This is a genomic window from Streptomyces abyssomicinicus (genome assembly GCF_008974245.1).
GTDB lineage: Bacteria > Actinomycetota > Actinomycetes > Streptomycetales > Streptomycetaceae > Streptomyces > Streptomyces abyssomicinicus.
In genome coordinates this window covers 511,200-532,075 of sequence record NZ_BBZI01000005.1, presented here as the reverse complement: position 1 = coordinate 532,075, position 20,876 = coordinate 511,200, and the positions used below count along the sequence as shown (strand labels likewise).

18 protein-coding genes are annotated in these 20,876 nt (G+C 74.2%); 9 read left to right on the top strand and 9 right to left on the bottom strand.

Features of this window, described 5'->3' with window-relative positions; all coding sequences use genetic code 11:
• Window positions 1-2: 2 nt before the first annotated feature.
• Window positions 3-329, bottom strand: coding sequence for a hypothetical protein (locus GBN72_RS02200; RefSeq protein ID WP_151769910.1), 327 nt, complete (start codon window positions 327-329; stop codon window positions 3-5).
• A 229-nt stretch (window positions 330-558) separates the two neighbouring features.
• On the opposite strand from GBN72_RS02200, the gene GBN72_RS02195 reads away from it, so the two are divergent.
• On the top strand, window positions 559-1,254 hold the full coding sequence (locus GBN72_RS02195) for a hypothetical protein (RefSeq protein WP_369695868.1): 696 nt from the start codon (window positions 559-561) through the stop codon (window positions 1,252-1,254).
• A gap of 78 nt (window positions 1,255-1,332) precedes the next feature.
• Here GBN72_RS02195 and GBN72_RS02190 read toward each other — a convergent pair whose 3' ends face one another.
• From GBN72_RS02190 to GBN72_RS02180, 3 genes are all read right to left on the bottom strand, one after another.
• Window positions 1,333-2,850: a SulP family inorganic anion transporter gene (locus GBN72_RS02190; protein ID WP_151769909.1), complete on the bottom strand. Its 1,518-nt coding sequence runs from the start codon at window positions 2,848-2,850 to the stop codon at window positions 1,333-1,335.
• A 98-nt stretch (window positions 2,851-2,948) separates the two neighbouring features.
• Entirely contained in the window at window positions 2,949-3,635 is a 687-nt protein-coding gene (locus GBN72_RS02185) for a YitT family protein (RefSeq protein ID WP_151769908.1), read from the bottom strand.
• Window positions 3,636-3,813: 178 nt separating this feature from the next.
• Window positions 3,814-5,178 carry a radical SAM protein gene (locus tag GBN72_RS02180; RefSeq protein WP_151769907.1) on the bottom strand — a complete coding sequence of 455 codons (1,365 nt, stop codon included), beginning with the start codon at window positions 5,176-5,178 and terminating at the stop codon, window positions 3,814-3,816.
• 221 nt (window positions 5,179-5,399) lie between these two features.
• Here GBN72_RS02180 and GBN72_RS02175 point away from each other — a divergent pair, with 221 nt between their 5' ends.
• The 3 genes from GBN72_RS02175 (at window position 5,400) to GBN72_RS02165 (ending at window position 8,224) form a co-directional block, all read left to right on the top strand.
• The gene (locus GBN72_RS02175) at window positions 5,400-6,656 is read left to right on the top strand and encodes an FAD-binding protein (protein ID WP_151769906.1); all 1,257 of its coding nucleotides are present in this window, start codon (window positions 5,400-5,402) and stop codon (window positions 6,654-6,656) included.
• Window positions 6,657-6,699: 43 nt separating this feature from the next.
• Window positions 6,700-7,329, top strand: a complete 630-nt coding sequence (locus tag GBN72_RS02170; RefSeq protein ID WP_151769905.1) for a ThuA domain-containing protein — start codon at window positions 6,700-6,702, stop codon at window positions 7,327-7,329.
• A 130-nt stretch (window positions 7,330-7,459) separates the two neighbouring features.
• Window positions 7,460-8,224 carry a DUF4097 family beta strand repeat-containing protein gene (locus GBN72_RS02165; RefSeq protein ID WP_151769904.1) on the top strand — a complete coding sequence of 255 codons (765 nt, stop codon included), beginning with the start codon at window positions 7,460-7,462 and terminating at the stop codon, window positions 8,222-8,224.
• A gap of 33 nt (window positions 8,225-8,257) precedes the next feature.
• Here GBN72_RS02165 and fes read toward each other — a convergent pair whose 3' ends face one another.
• The gene (fes, locus tag GBN72_RS02160; RefSeq protein ID WP_369695867.1) at window positions 8,258-9,631 is read right to left on the bottom strand and encodes an enterochelin esterase; all 1,374 of its coding nucleotides are present in this window, start codon (window positions 9,629-9,631) and stop codon (window positions 8,258-8,260) included.
• An 860-nt stretch (window positions 9,632-10,491) separates the two neighbouring features.
• Entirely contained in the window at window positions 10,492-12,135 is a 1,644-nt protein-coding gene (locus tag GBN72_RS02155) for an acyl-CoA dehydrogenase family protein (RefSeq protein ID WP_151769903.1), read from the bottom strand.
• A gap of 124 nt (window positions 12,136-12,259) precedes the next feature.
• Here GBN72_RS02155 and GBN72_RS02150 point away from each other — a divergent pair, with 124 nt between their 5' ends.
• Entirely contained in the window at window positions 12,260-13,498 is a 1,239-nt protein-coding gene (locus tag GBN72_RS02150; RefSeq protein ID WP_151769902.1) for a YihY/virulence factor BrkB family protein, read from the top strand.
• Between the two features lie 10 nt (window positions 13,499-13,508).
• On the top strand, window positions 13,509-14,450 hold the full coding sequence (gene mmuM / locus GBN72_RS02145) for a homocysteine S-methyltransferase (protein WP_151769901.1): 942 nt from the start codon (window positions 13,509-13,511) through the stop codon (window positions 14,448-14,450).
• Window positions 14,451-14,562: 112 nt separating this feature from the next.
• Here mmuM and GBN72_RS02140 read toward each other — a convergent pair whose 3' ends face one another.
• From GBN72_RS02140 to GBN72_RS02130, 3 genes are all read right to left on the bottom strand, one after another.
• On the bottom strand, window positions 14,563-14,844 hold the full coding sequence (locus GBN72_RS02140) for a hypothetical protein (protein WP_151769900.1): 282 nt from the start codon (window positions 14,842-14,844) through the stop codon (window positions 14,563-14,565).
• A gap of 86 nt (window positions 14,845-14,930) precedes the next feature.
• Complete coding sequence (locus tag GBN72_RS02135) at window positions 14,931-16,550, bottom strand: carboxylesterase/lipase family protein (RefSeq protein WP_151769899.1); 1,620 nt, start codon at window positions 16,548-16,550, stop codon at window positions 14,931-14,933.
• Between the two features lie 88 nt (window positions 16,551-16,638).
• A complete protein-coding gene (locus GBN72_RS02130) occupies window positions 16,639-17,589 on the bottom strand; it encodes an ABC transporter substrate-binding protein (protein WP_246212209.1) in 951 nt (316 codons plus the stop codon).
• A 109-nt stretch (window positions 17,590-17,698) separates the two neighbouring features.
• On the opposite strand from GBN72_RS02130, the gene GBN72_RS02125 reads away from it, so the two are divergent.
• From GBN72_RS02125 to GBN72_RS02115, 3 genes are all read left to right on the top strand, one after another.
• Window positions 17,699-18,781, top strand: a complete 1,083-nt coding sequence (locus tag GBN72_RS02125; RefSeq protein WP_151769897.1) for a FecCD family ABC transporter permease — start codon at window positions 17,699-17,701, stop codon at window positions 18,779-18,781.
• Window positions 18,778-19,935, top strand: coding sequence for a FecCD family ABC transporter permease (locus tag GBN72_RS02120; protein ID WP_151769896.1), 1,158 nt, complete (start codon window positions 18,778-18,780; stop codon window positions 19,933-19,935). Before GBN72_RS02125 ends, GBN72_RS02120 begins: the two co-directional genes overlap by 4 nt.
• A 102-nt stretch (window positions 19,936-20,037) precedes the next feature.
• Window positions 20,038-20,853: an ABC transporter ATP-binding protein gene (locus GBN72_RS02115; RefSeq protein WP_246212208.1), complete on the top strand. Its 816-nt coding sequence runs from the start codon at window positions 20,038-20,040 to the stop codon at window positions 20,851-20,853.
• Window positions 20,854-20,876: the final 23 nt, after the last annotated feature.

The following is a 20,876-nucleotide window of genomic DNA, read 5'->3' as shown; positions in this document are numbered from 1 at the left end:
TCTCAGCCGGCGGGCCGGGGGAAGCGGAAGGCGGAGCCCGGCCTGCCGGGCTCCCACCCCGCGGCTCGCGCCGCGCGTACGGCGGCCGCCACGTCGGCCGGGAGGACGGGTACCGCCTCGGCCCGGAAGGCGTTGTCGGGACGCGGGTGGCCGGTCGTGACGAGCAGCACCGTGCCGCCCGCGCGACCGGTTCCGGCCGCCTCCACGGCGTACGTCAGGGGTGACCGCCCGCAGCAGCCCTGGCCGCAGGTGGCCTGCCGCCTGATCCGCCGGCGGCACTCGGTCCCGTCGACGACGATGCGGCGGGACCCCTTCGTGTGCAGGGCCATGCGCCGGACGATATCGAGCGGGCCTGCCCCCGTGCGCCACCTTTTCGCGTCCGCCCGTGGACCGGCCGGACGCCCCCGGCGGTGGGTGTCGCTCCGCCGCCGTGGGGGGCCGCACCGGACCGCGCGAGTCTTCACACAACCTGCCCGGATCGGGGGTGTGAACCCGGAACCGCCGGTACCGAAGGGCCGTCCTCCCCCGTGTTGTAGGAGAGTGCAGGGGAGGCATTTCGTGGCTTGGCAGAACAACCCGCAGCCACCACCACCGCCGGTTCCGCCGCAGCAGCCGGCGACCGCGCCCAGCCGTGCGAAGGGCTGCCTGAGCAGCCTGGTGTCGCTCGGCGTGGTGATCGCGCTGGGATTCGGCGCCTCGCAGCTGTTCAAGGACGACGACACCGGCACGTCGTCGTCCTCGACCGGCGCGACGGACTCGGCGGACGACCAGAAGTCGCGCAGCTGGGAGAAGGGCGACTGCGGCGGTCCCGACCCGGAGAAGGGGTCGGACAGCTACACGATGTTCGACTGCGACGAGTCGGGCGCGACCTTCAAGGCGCTGGAGATCATGGACGGCAGCATCATGCCGGAGTCCATCCAGTGCCCGGCCGGGACGGACCTGATCATCGAGGTGTCGATCTCGTACGGCGGGAGCGACGCGGCCGGCGGCATTCCCAGCGAGACGGTCTGCGGCCGCAACCTGTCCGACGACCACCCCGGCGACGCCGGTGCGGGCGGCGGACAGCTGGTGGAGGGGGACTGCGTCGACAACCAGGCGCAGGAGATCGCCTGCTCCGGCGCGGGCGGGACCGACTACAAGGTCCTCGGTCTGGTGAAGACGAAGGACAAGTGCCCGGCCGGCACCACCGAGCCGATGGAGCTGATGTTCGCGATCGGCAGGCCCTACGACGTGATCTGCGGCGGCAAGGCCTGACCACGTGGCCGAGGGCCCGCTCCCCCGTTCTCACCGGCGGGGTGCGGGCCCTCGGGCCGTGGGTCAGGGTGAGGGAGGTCAGGGTGAGGGGAGCCTGCCCGCGAGGCGTTCGTGGATGCGGGCGCTGGGCTCGTTGAGACCGACCACCGTGACCCGCTTGCCGTGCCTGGCGTACTTGGTCTCGACGGCGTCCAGCGCGGCCACCGAGGAGGCGTCCCAGATGTGCGCGGCGGACAGGTCGATGACGACGTCGTCCGGGTCGCCCTGGTAGTCGAACTGCGTGACCAGTTCGTTCGACGAGGCGAAGAACAGCTCGCCGGCGACACGGTAGACCACCTGGCCGTCCTCCGGCCGGACGGCCGCGGTGACGTCCACCAGGTGCGCGACCCGCCGCGCGAAGACCACCATCGCGGTGATCGATCCGACCACCACGCCGACGGCCAGGTTGTGGGTGACCACCACGCAGACCACCGTGATCACCATCACCATGGTCTCCCCCGGCGGCATCCGCCGGAGCGTCCTGGGGGCCACCGAGTGCCAGTCGAAGGCGGTGACCGAGACCATCACCATCACCGCCACCAGGGCCGCCATGGGGATCTCGGAGACCACCGGTCCGGCCGCCACGCACAGGATCAGCACGAAGACGCCCGCCAGGAAGGTCGACAGCCGTGTCCGGGCGCCGGAGACCTTGACGTTGATCATGGTCTGTCCGATGACCGCGCAGCCGCCCATGCCGCCGAAGAGGCCGGTGACGATGTTGGCGATGCCCTGGCCCACGGACTCGCGGGTCTTGCTGGAGCGGGTGTCGGTGATGTCGTCGACCAGCTTGGCGGTCATCAGCGACTCCATCAGTCCGACCAGCGCCATGGCGAAGGAGTACGGCGCGACGGTGGTGAGGGTGTCCAGGGTGAGCGGCACGTCGGGCAGGCCCGGGACCGGCAGGGCGGACGGCAGCTCGCCGCGGTCCCCGACGGTCGGCACGGCGATGCCGGCCGCCACCGTGATCACGGTGAGGATCACCACCGTCACCAGCGGCGCGGGCACCACCGTGGTCAGCCGCGGGAAGAACACCAGCATGGCCAGACCGGACAGCATCAGCGGGTACACGGCCCACGGGACGTCGTGGAGCTCGGGGACCTGCGCCAGGAAGACCAGGATGGCCAGCGAGTTGACGAAGCCGACCATCACCGAGCGCGGCACGAACCGCATCAGCCGGGCGACGCCGAGCAGGCCGAGGGCGATCTGGAAGACGCCGGCCAGGATCACCCCCGCGATGAGGTACCCGAAGCCGTGCTCCCGGTTGAGCGGCGCGATCACCAGGGCGACCGCCCCGGTGGCCGCGGAGACCATCGCCCGGCGGCCGCCGACCACCGAGATGGTCACCGCCATCAGGAACGAGGCGAAGAGACCGACCGCCGGGTCCACGCCCGCGATCACCGAGAAGGAGATCGCCTCGGGGATCAACGCGAGACCGACCACCAGACCGGCCAGCACCTCGGTGCGCCAGACCTTGGGGTCACGGACCCAGGCGGGCAGGCCGGGCAGGGCAGGGCGGCGGCCTGTGCCGGACGGGGCCGGGGACCACGTGGAGGACATGGGACCGCTCCTGATTCGGGGCTGTGCGAGCGAGGCCGTGCGGGGGCCGGGCCGGGAACGACGGGGGAGGGTGACGGGAGGAGGAGCGGGGGACGCGGTCAGCGGCCGTTGTAGCGGCCGGGCCGGTGGTTCATCGCTATGACCAGGTTGAGCACGGCGACGCCGGCCAGCGAGGCGAGCACCACCCCCGGCTCCACCAGCGGCAGCGCGCAGAGGATCACCACCGCGTCGAGGCCGAGCTGCACGTAGCCGGCCCGCCAGCCGTACCGGTCCTGGAGATGGAGGGCGAGGATGCCGAAGCCGCCGCCGCTCGCGTTGTGGCGGAACACCACGATCATGCCGAGGCCCACGCAGAGGCCGCCGAACACGGCGGCGTACCAGGGACTCATCCCGGAGAGCGTGACCAGCTCCTGCTGGAGGGGCGTCAGCGCCGAGGTGAGCCCGACCACCGCCAGGGTCCGCAGGGTGAAGGACCAGCCCATGCGCCGCACCGCGAAGTAGTAGAACGGCAGGTTGACGGCGAAGAAGACCGCGCCCAGCGGCACGCCGCCCGCGTAGCTGACGAGGAACGACGCGCCGGCGAGACCGCCGGTGACGCCTTGGACGGCGTGCAGGAGGGTCAGCCCCCAGGACATCAGGAAGGCGCCGATCACGTACGCCGCGATGTTCTCCGCGAGGGTGTGCGGAGCGGCCTGGGAGCCGGGCGGGGCCGGCGGGACGGCCGGGGCCGGAGAGGCGACCGGGGCCCGGGTGTCGGCCTCGGTCGAGAGCGCAGAACTCGACATGACCGAAAAAGTATCACCCATTTTTCGCACGCCTGTTTCCCGACGATGTCACGCCGTGGTACAGAGCCGCGGCGCGGCAACCCGGGGAGCGGAAGGCCCCGTGCGGACGACGGCGCCCCGCGCGCCGGCCCTCGAAGGGGGTGGCGCGCGGGGCGGGAGCGGGCCGGACGGTGTCCGGTCAGGCCTGCTCGACGGCCGCGGCGGTGATCTCGTTGTCCACGTACGTCTCGTCGGCGGGGAGGCTGTCCATGAAGGAGCTCACCGAGAAGACGGCGCGACCCGGACCGGGCGGGCCGTAGCCGGGCGGGGAGGAGAGACCGAAGTCCTCCATCGTCCGGCGGTAGGCCTGGAGCAGACGGATGTGGTATTCCAGCGGCGCACCGTCGGGGTTGGTCTTCCCGAGCGGCGTGGTCGGCTCCGGGCACCAGGTGGTGAACCGGGGCGTGATGCCGTTCGACATGAAGAACCGCAGGCCCTCGGTGGTGGAGGCGATGGCCTCGTCGACCGTCTTGAAGCCGAACGGCTCGGCCATCTCGACGCCGGCCACGAAGTTCGGGATCACGTTGCGCGGGCCGAAGATCTCCGCGGAGTCCAGGATGCGCTTGTGCCACTCGTCCCGGCCGACGTAGCGCTCCTTGCCGGGGCAGTACATCTTGAACAGGTACTCGTCCCACACCTCGAAGTTGGGGTGGTAGATCTTGACGCCGTAGTCCTTGAACCGCTGGACGTCGTCCCTGGGCAGCGCCTGGGCCACGACCTTGCCGATCCAGCGGTCCGGGAAGCGCTCCTCGATGGCCTTGGCGTAGTGGCCGTAGAAGTCGGCCTCGTCGCGCCCGGCGACCTTGGAGGTGATGGCGCCGCCGGTGAGCGTGTAGGCGGTGGAGGTCTTCTGGGTGTCGTACTTGTCGATGATCTCCAGGGCCTCCAGCACCTCCTCCACGTCCTTGACGCCCGTGTAGGGGCGGCCGGCCTTCTTGTGCTGGCGCCAGTTGTGGTTGATGTCGCAGTACTGGCACTCCTCCTTGACGCCGAAGTACTGGCACACCCGGAAGACCGTGAGGTAGATCAGGTAGCCCCACTGGATGGTGGGCGCCACCTCCATCACGGACTTCCCGTTGGAGAGCTTGTGCCGGTAGTACTCGGGCATCGGCGGCACGCCGACGTCGGCGATCCGCTTCCCGTCGAGGTAGAGGCCCAGCACGCCGTGGTCGTCGGCGGCGACGCGGTACGGCGAGTTCGGGTTGACGCGGACCGAGACGACGGTGCGCCGCAGGTCGTAGGGGCCGCCGGTGAGGATGATCTCCTCGGGCGGCCGGCGCAGCGCGGCCTCGCCGAGTTCGGGGAGGGTGCCGTGGTCGAAGGAGAAGATGAAGTAGGACTTCGGTTTGACCTCGCCGTCCTCGTTGTCGCTGAGCGCCGAGGCGTCGAAGGCGACCCCGCCTCGCAGCAGGTCCTCCTTGAACACGGCCTCCCGCGGTACCCCGGGGAACCGCTCCATCAGATCCTCGACCAGCGCGGTACGACTGCCCGTGCCCGTGCTCATACCGTTCTCCTTCCCATGCGCGACTTCTCACCGTATGCCGCCGGTGACGCGAGCGCGGTACCGGGTCCCCGTGTCACGCCGTGAAGCCCCCCTGGATGTGGGGCACCTCACAGTCGTCGGCGCAGGTGAGGGGTTTCCCGCCGGTGGGTGAGAGGCTGAGTGCGGGCCGCGCGCCGCGCGCCCGTCACCGCGGTTTCGCGCACGCTCCGAAGGAACCCCGCATGCCCCGCACCACCGCCGCCGCCCCGACCAACTGGGCGGGCAACATCGTGTTCTCCACCGCCGGGCCGATACGGCCCGCCTCGCTCGGCGAACTCCGGGAGACGGTGGCCGGCGCGGGCGCGGTGCGGGTGCTGGGCAGCGGGCACTCCTTCAACACCATCGCCGACCCCGGCCCGGACGGCGTCCTGCTCTCGCTGGACGCGCTGCCGGCCGACGTCGAGGTGGACACCGCGGCCCGCACCGTCCGGGTCGGCGGCGGGGTGCGGTACGCCCGTCTGGCCCGCGAGGTGCACGCGCACTCTCTGGCGCTGCCGAACATGGCGTCGCTCCCGCACATCTCGGTGGCGGGGTCGGTCGCCACCGGCACCCACGGCTCCGGCGCCGCCAACGGCCCGCTCGCCTCGGCGGTGCGCGAGGTGGAGCTGGTCACCTCCGACGGCTCGCTGCTCCGGATCGGCCGCGACGACGCCCGCTTCGGCGGCGTGGTCACCTCGCTGGGCGCGCTGGGCGTGGTCACCGCGCTCACCCTGGACCTGGAGCCGGCCTTCGAGGTCGAGCAGCGGGTCTTCACCGAACTGCCGCTGGAGGGGCTGGACTTCACCGCCGTCTCCGGATGCGCCTACAGCGTCAGCCTGTTCACCTCCTGGCGGCGTCCGGTGTTCGAGCAGGTCTGGGTCAAGCACCGGGTCGGCCACGGCCCCCTCGACTTCGGCTGGGCGCCCGCGGCGGCCGGTCCGATGCACCCGGTTCCGGGGATGCCGGCGGTCAACTGCACCGAGCAGTTGGGCGTGCCGGGCCCCTGGCACGAGCGACTGCCGCACTTCCGGGCCGAGTTCACCCCCAGCAGCGGCGACGAGCTCCAGTCCGAGTACCTGCTGCCGCGTTCCAGCGCCCTGGAGGCGCTGCAGGCCCTCTCCGCGATCCGCGAGGCCGTCGCCCCGGTCCTGCAGATCTCCGAGGTCCGCACGGTGGCCGGCGACGGTCAGTGGCTGAGCCCGTCCTACGGCCGCGACAGCGTGGCGCTCCACTTCACCTGGGTGGACGACACGGCCGCGGTCCTGCCGGTCGTCTCCCGCGTCGAGGAGGCGCTGGCGCCCTTCGACGCGCGGCCGCACTGGGGCAAGGTCTTCACCGTGCCGGGGCCGGTGCTGCGCGAACGGTACGCGCGGCACGCCGAGTTCGCCGCCCTGGCCGACGAGCTGGACCCCCGCCGCGCCTTCCGCAACGCGTTCGTCCGCGACTTCCTGGGCGGCTGACGCCCTCTCCCCCGGCGGGCCCCGCGCGTCCTACCGTGTCGGCATGACGCGCCGCCTGCTGGTCCACACCCGCACCACCGGGTACCGCCACGACTCGATCCCCGCCGCCCTGGCCGCGGTCGGCCGCTTCGACGGGTTCGCGGTGGACGCCACCGAGGATCCCGCCGCCCTGGAGGACGACCTCTCCCGGTACGCGGCCGTGGTGTTCCTCTCCACCTCCGGCGACATCCTGACCGACGCCGGCCGCGCGGGGCTCGCCGCGGCGGTGGAGTCCGGCACGGGCTTCGCCGGCGTGCACTCGGCGGCCTGCACCGAGGAGAGCTGGCCCTGGTTCACCGGGAGCCTCCAGCGGTCGCGGTTCGCCGGTCACCCGCCGTACGGCCCGGGACTCATCCGGGTGGAGGACCGGGCGCATCCGGCCACGGCCCACCTGCCCGAGGCATGGTCGTGGAGCGACGAGTGGTACGACTTCGCCCCCTGCCCCGACCCGGCCGAGGTCCGCGTGCTGCTCCGTGGCGGCGAGGACCGTCACCCGCTGGCCTGGCACCACCGGCAGGGACGCGGCCGCGTCTTCTGGACCGCCCTGGGGCACGCCGAGGAGGCGTACCGCGACCCTGCCTTCCTGGCCCACCTGCGGGGCGGCCTGGAGTGGATCTGCGGGGGGCGGGGGTGACGGGGGTGGGGACAGCCCCCGTACGGCGAAGGGGGCACGCCGGATCGTGACGGCGGGCCCGGCTCCGTAGCGTCGGTAGCGTCGGCAACGGCCGACGCGAAGCCTCGTCCGACCTGAACGGAGGCCCCCCGTGGCCGCAGTCCCCCGCACCGCCCGTGTCGCCCTGGTCGCCACCGGCACCGTCCTCGCACTGGCGGCGCTGAGCGGCTGCGGCGCCGACCTGGAGGACGCCGAGCCGGAGAAGCGCTCCTTCACGACGGCCGCCGACCGCCTCACCATCGACACCGACAACGGGGACCTCTCGGTCCGCCCCGCCGACGTCGACAGCATCGAGGTCACCCGGTGGTTCGCCGGCTGGGCGCTGATCGGCGAGCCGGAGGCCACCTGGAAGATGGACGGCGACCGTCTGGAACTGAAGACCGACTGCGGCCCTGTCGTGGGCGGCTGCTCGGCCCGCTACGAGGTGCTGGTCCCCCGCGACATGCGGCTGACCGTGACCGGGGACAACGGGGACATCCAGGCGGCGGGCTTCACGACGGCGCTGCGCATCGTGACGGACAACGGTGACGTCGAGGTGTCCGGGTCCACCGGCCCCCTCACCCTGGAGGGCGACAACGGGGATCTCCGGGCGACCGGCGTCACCTCCCGCGAGGTGGACGCCGTCTCCGACAACGGCGACGTCCGGCTGGTCTTCGACACCGCGCCGCAGCGCACCAGCGTGGAGTCGTCCAACGGCGACGTGACCCTGGAGGTTCCGAAGGGCACCGCCTACCGGGTGGACGCCCACGCCTCCAACGGTGACGTGAGCACGAAGCTGCCCACCGACCCGGACGGCGCGCACCGGCTCGACGTCCGCTCCGACAACGGCGACATCAACCTGCACACGGCCGGCTGACGCCTCCCGGGCGGCGCCGCCACGGCGGTCCGGTCAGCCCCGCGGTGCGGGCCGGCCGAGCAGCTCGGTCAGCCCGTCGGCGAGTTCGGTGCGCCAGCACAGGTAGTCGTGCCCGCCGTTGAACCGCCGGTGGGAGAAGGCCGCGCCCCGTTCGGCCAGCGCTTCGCAGAGGTGGTCGGTGGCCGGGAGCAGCACCCATTCCTGTGCGCCGGAGGCGAGTCGGATCCGGACGCCGTCGGGCACGCCGTGCTCGCGGATCGCGGCGGTGATCCATTCGCCGTCGGTCTCGGCGTGGTTGGGCCACCAGAACGAGCCGGAGCAGGAGAGGGCGTTGCCGAACCGTTCGGGCGCGCTCACCGCGGCATACAGGGCGGCGAGTCCGCCGAGGCTCTGTCCGGCGACCACCGTGCGGGCCGGGTCGTCGGTCAGCGGGACCCGCTTGCCCGCCCAGGGCAGGAGTTCGGTCCGCAGGAACTCCACGAAGGTCTCGCTGGGGGCGAGTTCGCGGTAGCGGCGCTCGGAACCGAGCGATTCCGGCATCACGGCCGCCACCGGTGGCAGGGCGCCGTCGGCGATCAGGTTGTCGAGCAGGGCGGCGACGTCGAGTTCGGGCTGCCACATCTCGGCGTCGAAGAGGACCACGACGGGGAGTCCGGCGTCGTGGCCGGCGTCGCGGTCGGCGTGGGCGCCCGTTGCCCGGGCGGGGCCGGGGGCCTGTGGGGGCGCCGGTTCGTAGAGCCACACCCGCCGTTCGTTGCCGAGGAGTTCGCTGCGCAGCCGGTGTTCGGTGACGGTACCGCGCGCCACGCCGGGGCGGCGTCGCCAGAGGTGCTCGGCGGTGGGCGCGCCGGGCAGTTCGAGCACGGACTGCGGCACGCCGCCCCAACGGCGGGGCAGGGTGCGGGGGTTGAAGGGGTCCACGCGTGGGCGGGAGCGCAGCCACTGCCAGTAGGTCCGCTCGCCGGGCCGGGGGGCGTGCGGGTCGTCGCCGTCGTCGACGCAGATCGAGTAGGTGGCCTGCCAGTCGCCGCGCATCCGCAGCGTCCAGTGCCACACGTCGGTGCCGGGCACCCGGCGCATCAGGTTGGCGGCGGGGTCGCGCGGGTCGGCCAGCTTGTTGGGCAGGGCCAGGGCGGCGCGGACGCGGTCGTCGCCCCGCCAGAGGAAGGTGACCAGTACGTGGTCGGGCGAGCCCTGGGGGTCGGGTTCGACCAGGGGGGTGCCGGTGGCGCGGACCGACTCCCAGAACGCCTCGGTGCTCTCCGCCCCGGCCTCCAGCGCCGCGAGGCGCGGGCTGTCGGCGAGCTCCATGGCGGCCGGCCTCGGGGTGCGCGGCGGGTGGGGGAGCGACTCGCGGGGCGGGGCGGGGAAGGACATCGGGCGGCTCTCCAGGGGCTGCGGACTCACCGGCCACCCTACGTGGGGGCCTCCGGGCGGAGAACCGGGGACTCCGGGTCGCCGCGGGTGGCGCCCGTGGCGCCACCGGTCGCCGACGACGGCGCCGACGACGACCGGGAGCGGTCCGCGGCGCGATCCCGCCGCCCGGTCCCAACCGTCCGGAGGCCGACGGCGGAGGCGAGGACCGGGCCGGGGCCGACAACCCCGGGCGAAGGCCCACAACCCGGGGCGAAGGCCAGGCCGGAGGCCGGCCCGAAGACCGAAGCGCCGACAGCCCGAGGCAAGGACCAGGCCGGAGACCGACGACCCGGGGCGAAGGCCGGTGCAGGAACCAAGAGCCTGCGCCCGGGCCCCGGCACAAGCCCCGGCACAGGCGCAGGCCCCGGCATAGGCGCAAGCCCTGGCCCGGGCACAGGCGCAGGTCCGGGCCCAGGCACGGGCACGGGCGCAGGGACGGGCACGGGCACGGGCGCAAGCACAGGCGCAGGTCCGGGCACAGGCACGGGCGCAAGCACAGGCGCAGGTCCGGGCACGGGCGCAAGCACAGGCGCAGGTCCGGGCACAGGCACAGGCGCAAGCCCCCGGCACGGGCCCCAGCAGAGGCACAGGTCCGGGCACAGGCACGGGCGCAAGCCCCGGCACGGGCCCCGGCACAGGCACAGGTCCGGGCACAGGCACGGGCGCAAGCCCCGGCACGGGCACGGGCACAGGTCCGGGCGCAGGCCCTGGCACAGGCGCAAGCACGGGCACAGGTCCGGGCGCAGGCACAGGCGCAAGCCCCGGCACGGGTCCGACGGCTGTGGCTCCCGGGTGGCCGGGGGCGGCGGGCCCTCCGCGGCGGCGACGCGTCGCCGCCGCGGAGGGACGCGTCAGGCGACCGGCCGGGCCCGCTCGACGATGTCGGCGAGGTGCGGCGAGTGCGGCAGGGTGCCGAACGCGGTGCCCCAGTCGCCGCCCAGCCGGGAGGCGCAGAACAGGTCGGCGACCGCCGGCGGGGCGAACCGGACCAGCAGGGAACCCTGGAGGACCAGCGCCAACCGCTCCACCACCCGGCGGGCCCGCGCCTCGGCGCCCTCCATGTCCGCGAGCTCGGTCAGCAGCTGCTTGATCGCCCCGTCCAGCCGGTGGTCCGCGCCACGGGCCTGTCCCACCTCGCGCAGGAAGGCGTCCAGCGCGGCCGGTTCCCGGCGCAGCGCGCGCAGCACGTCGAGCGCCTGCACGTTGCCGGCGCCCTCCCAGACCGAGTTGAGCGGCGACTCGCGCAGCAGCCGCGGCATCCCGGACTCCTCGACGTAGCCGTTGCCGCCCAGGCACTCGGCGGCCTCGGCCACCAGTGGCGTGCACCGCTTGGTGACCCAGTACTTGGCCGCCGGCACGGCCAGGCGCAGCAGGGCCCGCTCGCGTTCGTCGCCGTCGTCCTGGACGGCGTCGTAGGCGGCCGCCAGCCGGATCGCCAGGGCGGTGGCGGCCTCGGACTCCAGCGCCAGGTCGGCCAGCACGTTGCGCATCAGCGGCTTGTCGATCAGCAGCCCGCCGAAAGCCTCGCGGTGGCCGGCGTGGTGCACGGCCTGGGCGACGGCCTGCCGCATCAGGGCGGCGGATCCGAGCACGCAGTCCAGGCGGGTGGCGGCGACCATCTCGATGATCGTGCGCACCCCGCGGCCCTCCTCGCCGACCCGGCGGGCCCAGGTGCCGTCGAACTCGACCTCGGCGGAGGCGTTGGAGCGGTTGCCGAGCTTGTCCTTGAGCCGCTGGATGCGGAAGACGTTGCGGGTGCCGTCGGCGAGGACGCGCGGCAGCAGGAAGCAGGTGGGGCCCTCGCCGGCCTGGGCCAGCACCAGGAAGCCGTCGGACATCGGCGCGGAGCAGAACCACTTGTGGCCGGTGAGCTCGTAGGCGCCGTCCTCGGCCAGCGGCCGGGCGACGGTGGTGTTGGCGCGGACGTCGGAGCCGCCCTGCTTCTCCGTCATGCCCATCCCGAAGACCGCTCCGGGCTTCTCGGCGGCCGGGGCGAGCGCCGGGTCGTACAGGGTGGAGGTGAGGCGGGGCTCCCACTCGGCGGCCAGCGACGGTTCGGCGCGCAGCGCGGGGACGGCGGCGTGGGTCATCGACAGCGGGCATCCATGTCCGGCTTCGGCCTGCGACCACACAAGGAAGCCGGCGGCCCGCCGCACGTGCCCGCCGGGGCGGGACCATGCCGCGGTGAGCTGCGCGGAGATGCCCTTGCGCATCAGCTGGTGCCAGGAGGGGTGGAACTCGACCTCGTCGACGCGGTGGCCGTAGCGGTCGTGGGTGCGCAGCACGGGCGGGTTCTCGTTGGCCAGCCGCCCCCAGTCCTGCACCTGGGCGGATCCGGCGCTGCGGCCGAGGCCGGAGAGCTCCTGCCGGGCCTCGTCGAGCAGTTCTGGGTCGAGGTGGCGTTCCACGGCGTCGGTCAGCGCGCGGTCTGCGCCGTACACGTCGTACCCGGTCAGGGGCGGAGGCTGATTCGTCACGGAGTGCGTTGCCGGCATGGGCCGGAACCTACCGTGCCGGGCTCCGTGATCACAGGGTCCGGTGCCGCCTTCGCCCGCTCAGCGGGGCCGACGCCCGCCCCAGGATGTCAGGGACGCGCCGCGCTGCCGTTACCTTTACCCCGTGCAGGCAGCAAGTGAAAACACCGACGAGCCCTCCGGCGGCCGCCTCCACCGGGCCCGCGTCCTCTACCGCAACGTCTCCAAGCGCCGGACGGCCTGGCTCCTGCTGAAGGACACCGTCAACTCGTGCATGGAGTACCGCATCCTCGGCCTGGCGGCCGAGGCGGCCTTCTTCACCCTGCTGTCGGTGCCGCCGCTGCTGCTGAGCCTGGTCGGGCTGCTCGGCTACGTGGACGCCTGGACGGGCGCGGAGACCATCCAGGGGGTGGAGCACAACATCCTGGAGGCCTCCCGCAGGGTCCTCACCGACCGGGGCGTCACCGGGATCGCCCAGCCGATCCTGGACGACGTCACCTCCGGCGGCCGGCCCGACGTGATCTCGCTCGGCTTCCTGCTCGCCGTGTGGTCCGGGTCCCGCGCGGTCAACGTCTTCGTCGACACCATCACGGTGATGTACGGCCTGGACGGGGTTCGGGGCATCGTGCGGACGCGGCTGATGGCGTTCCTGCTGTTCATCGTGGGGCTGCTGATCGGGTCGGTGGCGCTGCCGCTGATGGTGGCCGGTCCGGACGTGGTGATGCGGATCCTGCCGTGGTCCCAGACGCTGGTGCAGCTGCTGTACTGGCCGGTCGTCATGGTGCTGTCGGTGATCTTCCTGACGACGCTGTACCACGTGTCGGTGCCGGTGCGTTCGCCGTGGATGGAGGACATCCCGGGGGCGCTGGTCGCCCTCGGCATGTGGGTGGTGGGCAGCGCCCTGCTGCGGCTGTACCTGACCTCCACCATCGAGGGGCCGACCATCTACGGCTCGCTGGCGGCGCCGGTGGCCATCCTGCTGTGGATCGGCGTGTCGGCGTTCGCGGTGCTGGTGGGCGCGGCGGTCAACGCCGCCATCGACCGGGTCTGGCCGGCCGCCGCGACGGCCGCGGCGCGTGAGGCCAACGAGCGGATCCGCAAGGCGCAGATCGTCGAGTACGTCGCGCGCACCACGACGCCGGGCGCCGACGACGACCCGGACACGCCGTCGGAGTTCCCCGAGCGGTGGTCGCGTTTCCTCCCGCCGGAGGACGTCACCGGACGCCTGCTGCGCGCCCACGCCCGGCACGCCGCGAAGAACGGGGGCGCGAGGAACGGCACGGTGAAGAACGGCAAGGGCCTGGACGAGACGGTCAAGGACGACACCGAGGCGGTGCGCAACAACGAGGCCGCGAAGAAGGGGCTGACCGACCCCGAGCCGTAGGCTCGGTGGCATGACCGGCGCCCGCAGCACCTCCACGACCTCGCGTTTTCCCGCCGCCCTCGCCTCCGCCCCGGGCGGGCTGGTGCTGGACGGCGGCCTGTCGAACCAGCTGGAGGCCGCCGGGCACGACCTGAGCGACGAGCTGTGGTCGGCGCGGCTGCTCGCCGAGCGCCCGGAGGCGGTCACCGAGGCCCACCTGGCCTACTTCGAGGCCGGCGCGGACGTGGCGATCACGGCGAGCTACCAGGCCACCTTCGAGGGGTTCGCCCGCCGCGGGATCGGCGGGCGGGACGCGGCCGCACTGATGACGCGGAGTGTGGAGCTGGCCAGGGCGGCGGCGCGGCGGGCGCGGGAGCGGGGCGTGGACCGGGAGCTGTACGTGGCGGCGTCGGCGGGGCCGTACGGGGCGATGCTCGCCGACGGCGCCGAGTACCGGGGGCGGTACGGGCTGAGCGTGGCCGAGCTGGAGCGTTTCCACCGTCCCCGGCTGGAGGTGCTGGCCGCGGCCGGGCCCGACGTGCTGGCGCTGGAGACGGTCCCCGACACCGACGAGGCACGGGCGCTGCTGCGGGCGGTGCGGGGGCTGGGGGTGCCGGCCTGGCTGTCGTACACCGTCGACGGCGACCGCACCCGGGCCGGGCAGCCGCTGGAGGAGGCGTTCGCGCTCGCCGCGGACGCGCCGGAGATCGTGGCGGTGGGCGTCAACTGCTGCGCGCCCGGGGACGTCGTCCGGGCGGTGGCGACGGCGGCACGGGTGACGGGCGGGCCGGTGGTGGCCTACCCGAACAGCGGCGAGGCGTGGGACGCCGCCGCCCGTGGCTGGACCGGGGGTTCCGCCTTCGACCCCGCGGCGGTCGCCGCCTGGCGCGGGGCGGGGGCGCGGCTGGTCGGCGGCTGCTGCCGGGTGGGGCCGGACGCGATCGCGGCCGTCGCCCACGCGTCCCGCCCCTGACCCGGCGCCCGCGCCGCGGCCGTCCCTCGCCACGGCCGTCCCGCGCCAGGCCGTCCCTCGCCAGGCCGTCCCGCACCACGGAGCCGCGCCCGGCCCCCGACGCCGCGCGCCGTCACCGCACGTCGCGGACCTCGAGCAGTTCGATCTCCACCCCGGACGACTCCGGCCGCGGTGCGGCGGCGCGACGCCGGGGGTCCGCCCGGTAGGCGGCGAGGTCCTCCTCGTGCGGGAAGGTGACGAGGTGGGCCTCGACCCGGTCGTCCGGGGTGCGCAGCCGCCGCTCGAGTCGTCCTCCGTACGCGGCGAGCAGGGGCAGGACGGCGTTCTCGTAGGCGTCGAAGGCCGCCAGGCCCCCCTCGGGTATCCGGGCGAGCATCAGGTAGGTGACGGCCATGGCTTCCTCGCAGCGGTCCCGGGACGGTGGTCCGCCGAGCGTAGCGGCGACGGATCCGCGCGGCCCCGACGCCGGCGCGACGGATCCTAGCCCGGTCGTGCCGGGCCCTGGCGGCGGAGGCGGCGGGGTGCGGGATCGGCCGTACGGCGGGCGCGGCGGGCGAAGGTCCCCGGGAGCGGGAGGGTACGGCGCTGCTCCACGGGCGACGGGACCCCCGGCGCGGTCCACAGGGCGAGTTCCGCGTCGCGCGGGCCGAGGACGGTGCGCGGCCCGCCCGCGTCGAAGACCCGCACGGGGTGCGCCGCGTGCCACGCCTCCCACCCGGGCCCCTCGCCCCGCGCGAACCGCACCCACGCCCCGTGCATGGCCTCGGCCAGTTCACGCGGCGCGCCCTCCCCGGCCATCATCAGCGCCGCGCGCGTCTCCCCGCTGTCGAAGACGAACCCGAGTTCCAGACTGTGGCAGGACCCCAGGTCCGGCAGGTTGGACTCCCAGGCGAACTCGTACAGGTAGGCCCGGCCGCGCCCGGTGGCCGCGGCCCCGGCCCGCGCGTCGGCCATCCTGCGCAGCGGCAGCCGCAGCAGATGGTCCGTCACCATCTGCCCCACGATCTCCGCCGTCCCGGCCCCCGGACGCAGCGCCCGGTAGCCGCGCGGTACGTCCACCGCGCTGCGGCACCGCGCCCGCGCCCCGGCCAGGGCCAGCGGCCCGAGCCGGTCGACCCTCTCCAGGAGTCCGCCCGGCACCAGCCACAGCCGGTACTCGTCCTTCGTCCAGCCCATCAGCAGCTCGACGTCGGCGGCCGCGCCGCCCTCGGCCAGGGCCCGCAGCGGGTCGCCCGGCACCACGTCGCCGTCCTCCACGATCCCGAAGGCCGGCCCGCCCAGCAGGGGGCTGCTGAGCCGCCCGGCCTCCGCCTGCGCGTGCAGCAGCCGTTCGCGGTCGACCTCGGCGAAGGCCGCCGCCGTGGCCGGCACCTTCAGCCTGGCGGCCATCCGCCGGACCATCCGCCGCGCCTTGTCCCGCTCGGTGACCTCCGGCGCCCCGCTCTGCAGGACGGCGCGGCGGAAGAGGCCCCGGGCGCGGGGTGAGGCCAGCAGCGCCCCGACGCTCACGGCGCCGGCGGACTGCCCGGCCACCGTGACGTCGTCCGGATCGCCCCCGAACCCGGCGACGGCGTCCCGCACCCATTCCAGCGCGGCGATCTGGTCGCGCAGCCCGAGGTTGGCCGGGGCGTCCGGGAAGAGACCGTAACCCTCCACGCCCAAGCGGTAGTTGGCGGAGACCAGGACGACACCGTCGCGCGCGAAGCCGGCTCCGTCGTACACCGGTACCGCCGAGGAGCCCCGGGTGAGCGCACCGCCGTGCAGCCAGACCATCACCGGCAGCCGTGCGCCCAGCCCCGGCTCGGGAGTCCAGACGTTCAGGTTCAGGCAGTCGTCGCCCGGGATCGAGGGGTCCGACAGGAACCGTGAGAAGGCGTCCGAGTAGGGCGGTTTGGGCGCGGTCGGCCCGAACTCGACGGCGGGGCGGACTCCCTGCCAGGGTTCCGGGGGCGCCGGCGGGCGGAACCTGCGGGGCCCGAACGGCGGCGCGGCGTAGGGGATTCCGCGGAAGACCGCGATCCGGTCCTCCCACCGTCCGGCGACCCTTCCGTACGGTGTCAGGGCCACCGGCGCCGCGGACGGCCCGTTCCCCTCCGTCATGCGCGTCCCGCCCTTCCGGCTTCCCGCCTTCGTCCCGTGGCCGGCCGACAGCCGCACGGTACACGCCTGACGGGGTGCCACCGGGCTGCTACCGGGCCATCGCCTTCCCGATGTCCTCCAGCACCGACACCGCCGCCAGCGCGCCACCGAGGCTGGTCCACTTGGAGCCGTCGATCTCGGTGACCGAGCCCGACTTCACGGCGCCCAGCTGGGCGAAGGCCGGCTTGGCCCGGAGCTCGTCGAGGAGGGTGCCGTCGGCCGGGGTGAGGGTGCCGATGAAGAGCCAGTCGCCGTCGATCTCGGCCAGGTTCTCGTCGCTGAGCGGGGTGGAGTGGCCCTCGCCCTGCTCCTTCTGGATGCCCGGACGCCGGAAACCGAGGTCGTTCAGCACGTCGGAGATGAAGACGCCCTGCTGCATCACCGCGGTGCCCTTGGGCGAGTAGCGGGCGACGGACACCTCGGCGCCCGACCTGTCGCCGAGCTTGTCCTTGAGCGCCCCGGCCTTGGCGTCGTAGTCGGCGAGGAAGGCCTTGGCCTCGTTCTCCTTGGCGAGCACCTGCCCGGTGATCTCCAGGGCCTTCTTCCAGTTCTTGGTGTCGTCGATGGTGATGACGGTGGGGGCGATCGCCTGGAGCTGCTCGAGGACCTGCTCGTCGGCGAGCTGGCCGGCCAGGATGACGTCCGGCGCGGCCTCGACGACCTTCTCGATGTCCGGGCCGGTGACCGCGCCGACGACCGGGATGCCCGCGGCCCGCTCGGTCAGGTAGGCGGGCGCGCCCTGCTGGCCGCGGCCGGCGGTGAGACCGACCGGCTGGACGCCGAGGGCCAGCGAGGCGTCCAGGTCCATCTCGCTGAGCACGACGACGCGCTCGGGCGCCTCGGGCACCTCGACCTTCTTGCCGGTGGCGTCGGTGACGCTCACCTTGGCGGCCCTGTCGCCGCCCTCCGCCGCGCCGTCCTCGGTGCCCCCGCCGCAGGCAGTCAGCGTGAGCGCGCCCGTGACGGTGGCGGCCACGGCCGCCACCCGGACGCGAGACATTCGGGCATTCATACGCATGATCGGGCACTCCGGAAATACATCGAACAGCGGGCGGGACAAAGGCAGATGCGACACATCCACCCGGCGTTTCATAGGTTAGGCTAACCTAATGTTGATTGCGCAAGAAGGGGTGGGTGGGACGAGCGACCCGCTCCGGGAGGCCGAGGGCCGACCGCACCGGCCCACGCTCTGGACGGCCCTAGGCCTCCTGGCCGTGCTCCTGGCCTGTGCCCTGCTGTCCCTGCTCGTCGGCACCGGGAACAGCCCCGTCGCCCGCGCCTGGGACTTCCTCGCGGGCGAAGCGACGGCACGCGCCGACGCCCAGCTCCGTCTCGCCGTGGTCGACGTCCGGCTCCCCCGCACCGTCGCCGCCGTTCTGGTCGGCGCCTCGCTGGGTGTGGCCGGCTGCCTGCTCCAGGCGGCCACCCGCAACCCGCTCGCCGAGACCGGGCTGCTCGGCGTCAACTCCGGCGCCGCGCTGGGCGTCGTCGTCGGGCTGACCTATCTGGGCGTCGAGTCCTCCTACGGCGTGCTGGTGTGCGCGCTGCTCGGCGGCATGGCCGCCAGCGCGGTCGTCCTTCTGCTGGCCGCCTCCGGGCGCGCGGCGGGATCGCCCCTGAAGCTGGTGCTGGCCGGCTCCGCCCTCGGCGCCACCTTCCACGGCATGACCTCCTACGTCCTGCTGGGGACGCAGTCGACGTTCGACGTCTACCGCTACTGGACCATCGGCTCCCTGGCGGGCGTGGAGACCTCCGACACCTACCCGCTGCTCCCGCTGATCGCGCTCGGCCTGCTGATCGCCTACGGCAGCTCCCGCCCGCTGGCCGCTCTCGCCCTCGGCGACGACAGCGCCCGGGCGCTCGGTCACCACCCCGGCCGGGTACGGCTGGTGGTCGCCGTCTCCGTCACCCTGCTGGCCGGCTGCGCGGTGGCCCTCGCCGGGCCGATCGCCTTCCTCGGCCTGCTCGCCCCCTACGTCGCGCGTGCCGTCACCGGTCCGCGGATCTCGGGGCAGTTGACGCTGTCGGCCCTGACCGGCGCGTGCGTGATGATCGTGGCGGACATCCTCGCCCGGGTCGTCATCCGCCCCTGGGAGACGCCGGTCAGCGTGCTGCTCGCCTTCATCGGCGGGCCGCTGCTCATCTGGATCGCCCGCTCCCGGCGGTTCTCCACGGCGGGAGGCGCGGCATGACCCCCCACGGGACGGCGCACGGGACGAAGGCGCCCGTCACCGCCGGAGAGACGTTTCCCGGGACGGGGCCCGGGCCGGAACCCGAGGCGGGAGCCGGGGCGGGAGCCGGGGCGCCCGACGTGACGCCCCCGGACAGCACGGTGATCCGGGCCGGCCGGCTATCCTGGCTGTTCCCGCGCCGCACCGCCGTCGCCGCCGCCGGCCTGGCGCTGCTCGGCGCCGTCGTGGTCGCGCTGGCCTCGTTCGCCAGCTCCACCGGCATGAGCCTCTCCCGGACCGTCGAGGGCCTGCTGGGCACCGGCGACGCCGCGACCGTGATGCTGGTCCAGGACTTCCGGCTGCCGCGCATCGTGGTGGCCCTGCTGGTCGGCGCCGCGCTGGGCGTGGCCGGCTGCCTGCTGCAGACCCTGGCCGGCAACCGGCTCGCCACCCCGGACGTGATCGGCGTGAACGAGGGTGCCACCGCCGTGGTGGTGGCCTCCGTCGTCGGCTCCGCCACGGGCACCATCGGCGACTGGTGGCTGGGCCCGCTGGGCGCGGCGGCGGCCGCGGCGCTGGTGGTGCTCTGCGCGGGCGGCGTCGGCACCCGCGGCCACCGGGTGCTCGTCGTCGGCATCGGCGTCTCCACCGTCGTCGCCGCCGTCACCGACCTGGTGATGTCCCGGGAGAACGACAACACGGCGGGCGGTGTCTTCCTGTGGACCGTCGGCAGCCTCAGCGGCCGTGACTGGTCGGTGGGCACGCCGCTGCTGTGGGTCCTGGCCGCCTTGGTGCCGCTCGCGCTGGCCGCCGGCAACCGGCTGCAACTGCTGCGGCTCGACGACGAACTGGCCGCGAGCCTCGGTGTCGACCTGCGCCGGACCCGGGGCGCGGCGCTCGCCCTGGCGGTCGCCCTGTCCGGCTGCGCCGTCGGCGTGGGCGGTCCCGTCGCCTTCGTCGCGCTGGCCGCGCCGATCGTCGCCTCACGTCTGGCCGGTCCCACCCGGGTGCCGGTCCTCGGGTCGGCCCTGACCGGGGCCGTGCTGATCGCCGCCGCGGACGCGCTGGGCCGCGTCATCGCCCCCGTGGAGATCCCGGTGGGCGTCGTCACCAGTGTGCTCGGCGGCCCCTTCCTGCTGTGGGTGCTCTTCCGCGACCCCGCCGAGAACGCCTGAACCCCCGCACGCCCGCACGCCCGCACCCCTGCACGCCCGCACGCCCGCACGCCCGCACCGCTGAACGCCTATACGCCTGAGCGCCTGAGAGGAACAACCGTCTTGAGCCTGAAGAGCTCCGCCGAAGGCCTCCGCCTGGAGGTCCAGGGCCTGGTCGCCGGCTACCCCGGCCGACGGGTCGTCGACGGCGTCGACCTGTCGGTGCCGGCGGGCGAGGTGGTCGCGATCGTCGGGCCCAACGGGTGCGGCAAGTCCACCCTGCTGCGTTCCGTCGCCCGGCTGCACGATCCCGAGGCGGGCACCGTGCGGGTGGGCGACGAGGACGTCCGGCGGCTCGGGCGCCGTACCGCCGCGCGCCGCATCGGGCTGCTGCCGCAGGCGCCGACCGCGCCGGAGGCCGTCACCGTGGCGGGGCTGGTGCGCTACGGGCGCCACCCGCACCAGGGGCTGCTGCGGCAGTGGTCCCGCGAGGACGAGGCGGCGGTGCGGGCCGCGCTGGAGGCCACCGGCACGCTGGAGCTGGCCGGCCGCAGGGTCGACCGCCTCTCCGGCGGGCAGCGGCAGCGGTGCTGGCTGGCGGTGGTGCTCGCCCAGGAGACGCCGGTGGTGCTCCTCGACGAGCCGACCTCCGCGCTCGACCTCGGCCACGCGGTGGAGGTGCTGGAGCTGGTCCGTGAGGTCGCGGCGGCGGGGCGCACGGTGGTGATGGTGCTGCACGACCTCGCTCTGGCGGCACGGTACGCGGACCGGGTGGTCGCCATGAAGTCGGGCAGGGTCGTGGCCGAGGGCGCGCCCCGTGACGTCGTCACCGCCGCCCTCGTCAAGGACCTCTACGGCATCGACGCCGACATCCTCACCGCCCCCGGCGACGGCTCCCCCGTGGTCGTCCCCACCGCCCGCGTCCGCGCCCCGCTGTGACCCCGCGGCGGCCACGGGGCGGC

What these genes read in the sequence shown, in the direction of transcription:
- GBN72_RS02200 (WP_151769910.1), bottom strand. Translation starts at nt 329, where the DNA reads ATGGCCCTGCACACGAAGGGGTCCCGCCGCATCGTCGTCGACGGGACC.
- GBN72_RS02190 (WP_151769909.1), bottom strand. Translation starts at nt 2,850, where the DNA reads ATGTCCTCCACGTGGTCCCCGGCCCCGTCCGGCACAGGCCGCCGCCCT.
- GBN72_RS02185 (WP_151769908.1), bottom strand. Translation starts at nt 3,635, where the DNA reads ATGTCGAGTTCTGCGCTCTCGACCGAGGCCGACACCCGGGCCCCGGTC.
- GBN72_RS02180 (WP_151769907.1), bottom strand. Translation starts at nt 5,178, where the DNA reads ATGAGCACGGGCACGGGCAGTCGTACCGCGCTGGTCGAGGATCTGATG.
- GBN72_RS02175 (WP_151769906.1), top strand. Translation starts at nt 5,400, where the DNA reads ATGCCCCGCACCACCGCCGCCGCCCCGACCAACTGGGCGGGCAACATC.
- GBN72_RS02170 (WP_151769905.1), top strand. Translation starts at nt 6,700, where the DNA reads ATGACGCGCCGCCTGCTGGTCCACACCCGCACCACCGGGTACCGCCAC.
- GBN72_RS02155 (WP_151769903.1), bottom strand. Translation starts at nt 12,135, where the DNA reads ATGCCGGCAACGCACTCCGTGACGAATCAGCCTCCGCCCCTGACCGGG.
- mmuM (WP_151769901.1), top strand. Translation starts at nt 13,509, where the DNA reads ATGACCGGCGCCCGCAGCACCTCCACGACCTCGCGTTTTCCCGCCGCC.
- GBN72_RS02140 (WP_151769900.1), bottom strand. Translation starts at nt 14,844, where the DNA reads ATGGCCGTCACCTACCTGATGCTCGCCCGGATACCCGAGGGGGGCCTG.
- GBN72_RS02135 (WP_151769899.1), bottom strand. Translation starts at nt 16,550, where the DNA reads ATGACGGAGGGGAACGGGCCGTCCGCGGCGCCGGTGGCCCTGACACCG.
- GBN72_RS02130 (WP_246212209.1), bottom strand. Translation starts at nt 17,589, where the DNA reads ATGTCTCGCGTCCGGGTGGCGGCCGTGGCCGCCACCGTCACGGGCGCG.
- GBN72_RS02125 (WP_151769897.1), top strand. Translation starts at nt 17,699, where the DNA reads ATGTTGATTGCGCAAGAAGGGGTGGGTGGGACGAGCGACCCGCTCCGG.
- GBN72_RS02120 (WP_151769896.1), top strand. Translation starts at nt 18,778, where the DNA reads ATGACCCCCCACGGGACGGCGCACGGGACGAAGGCGCCCGTCACCGCC.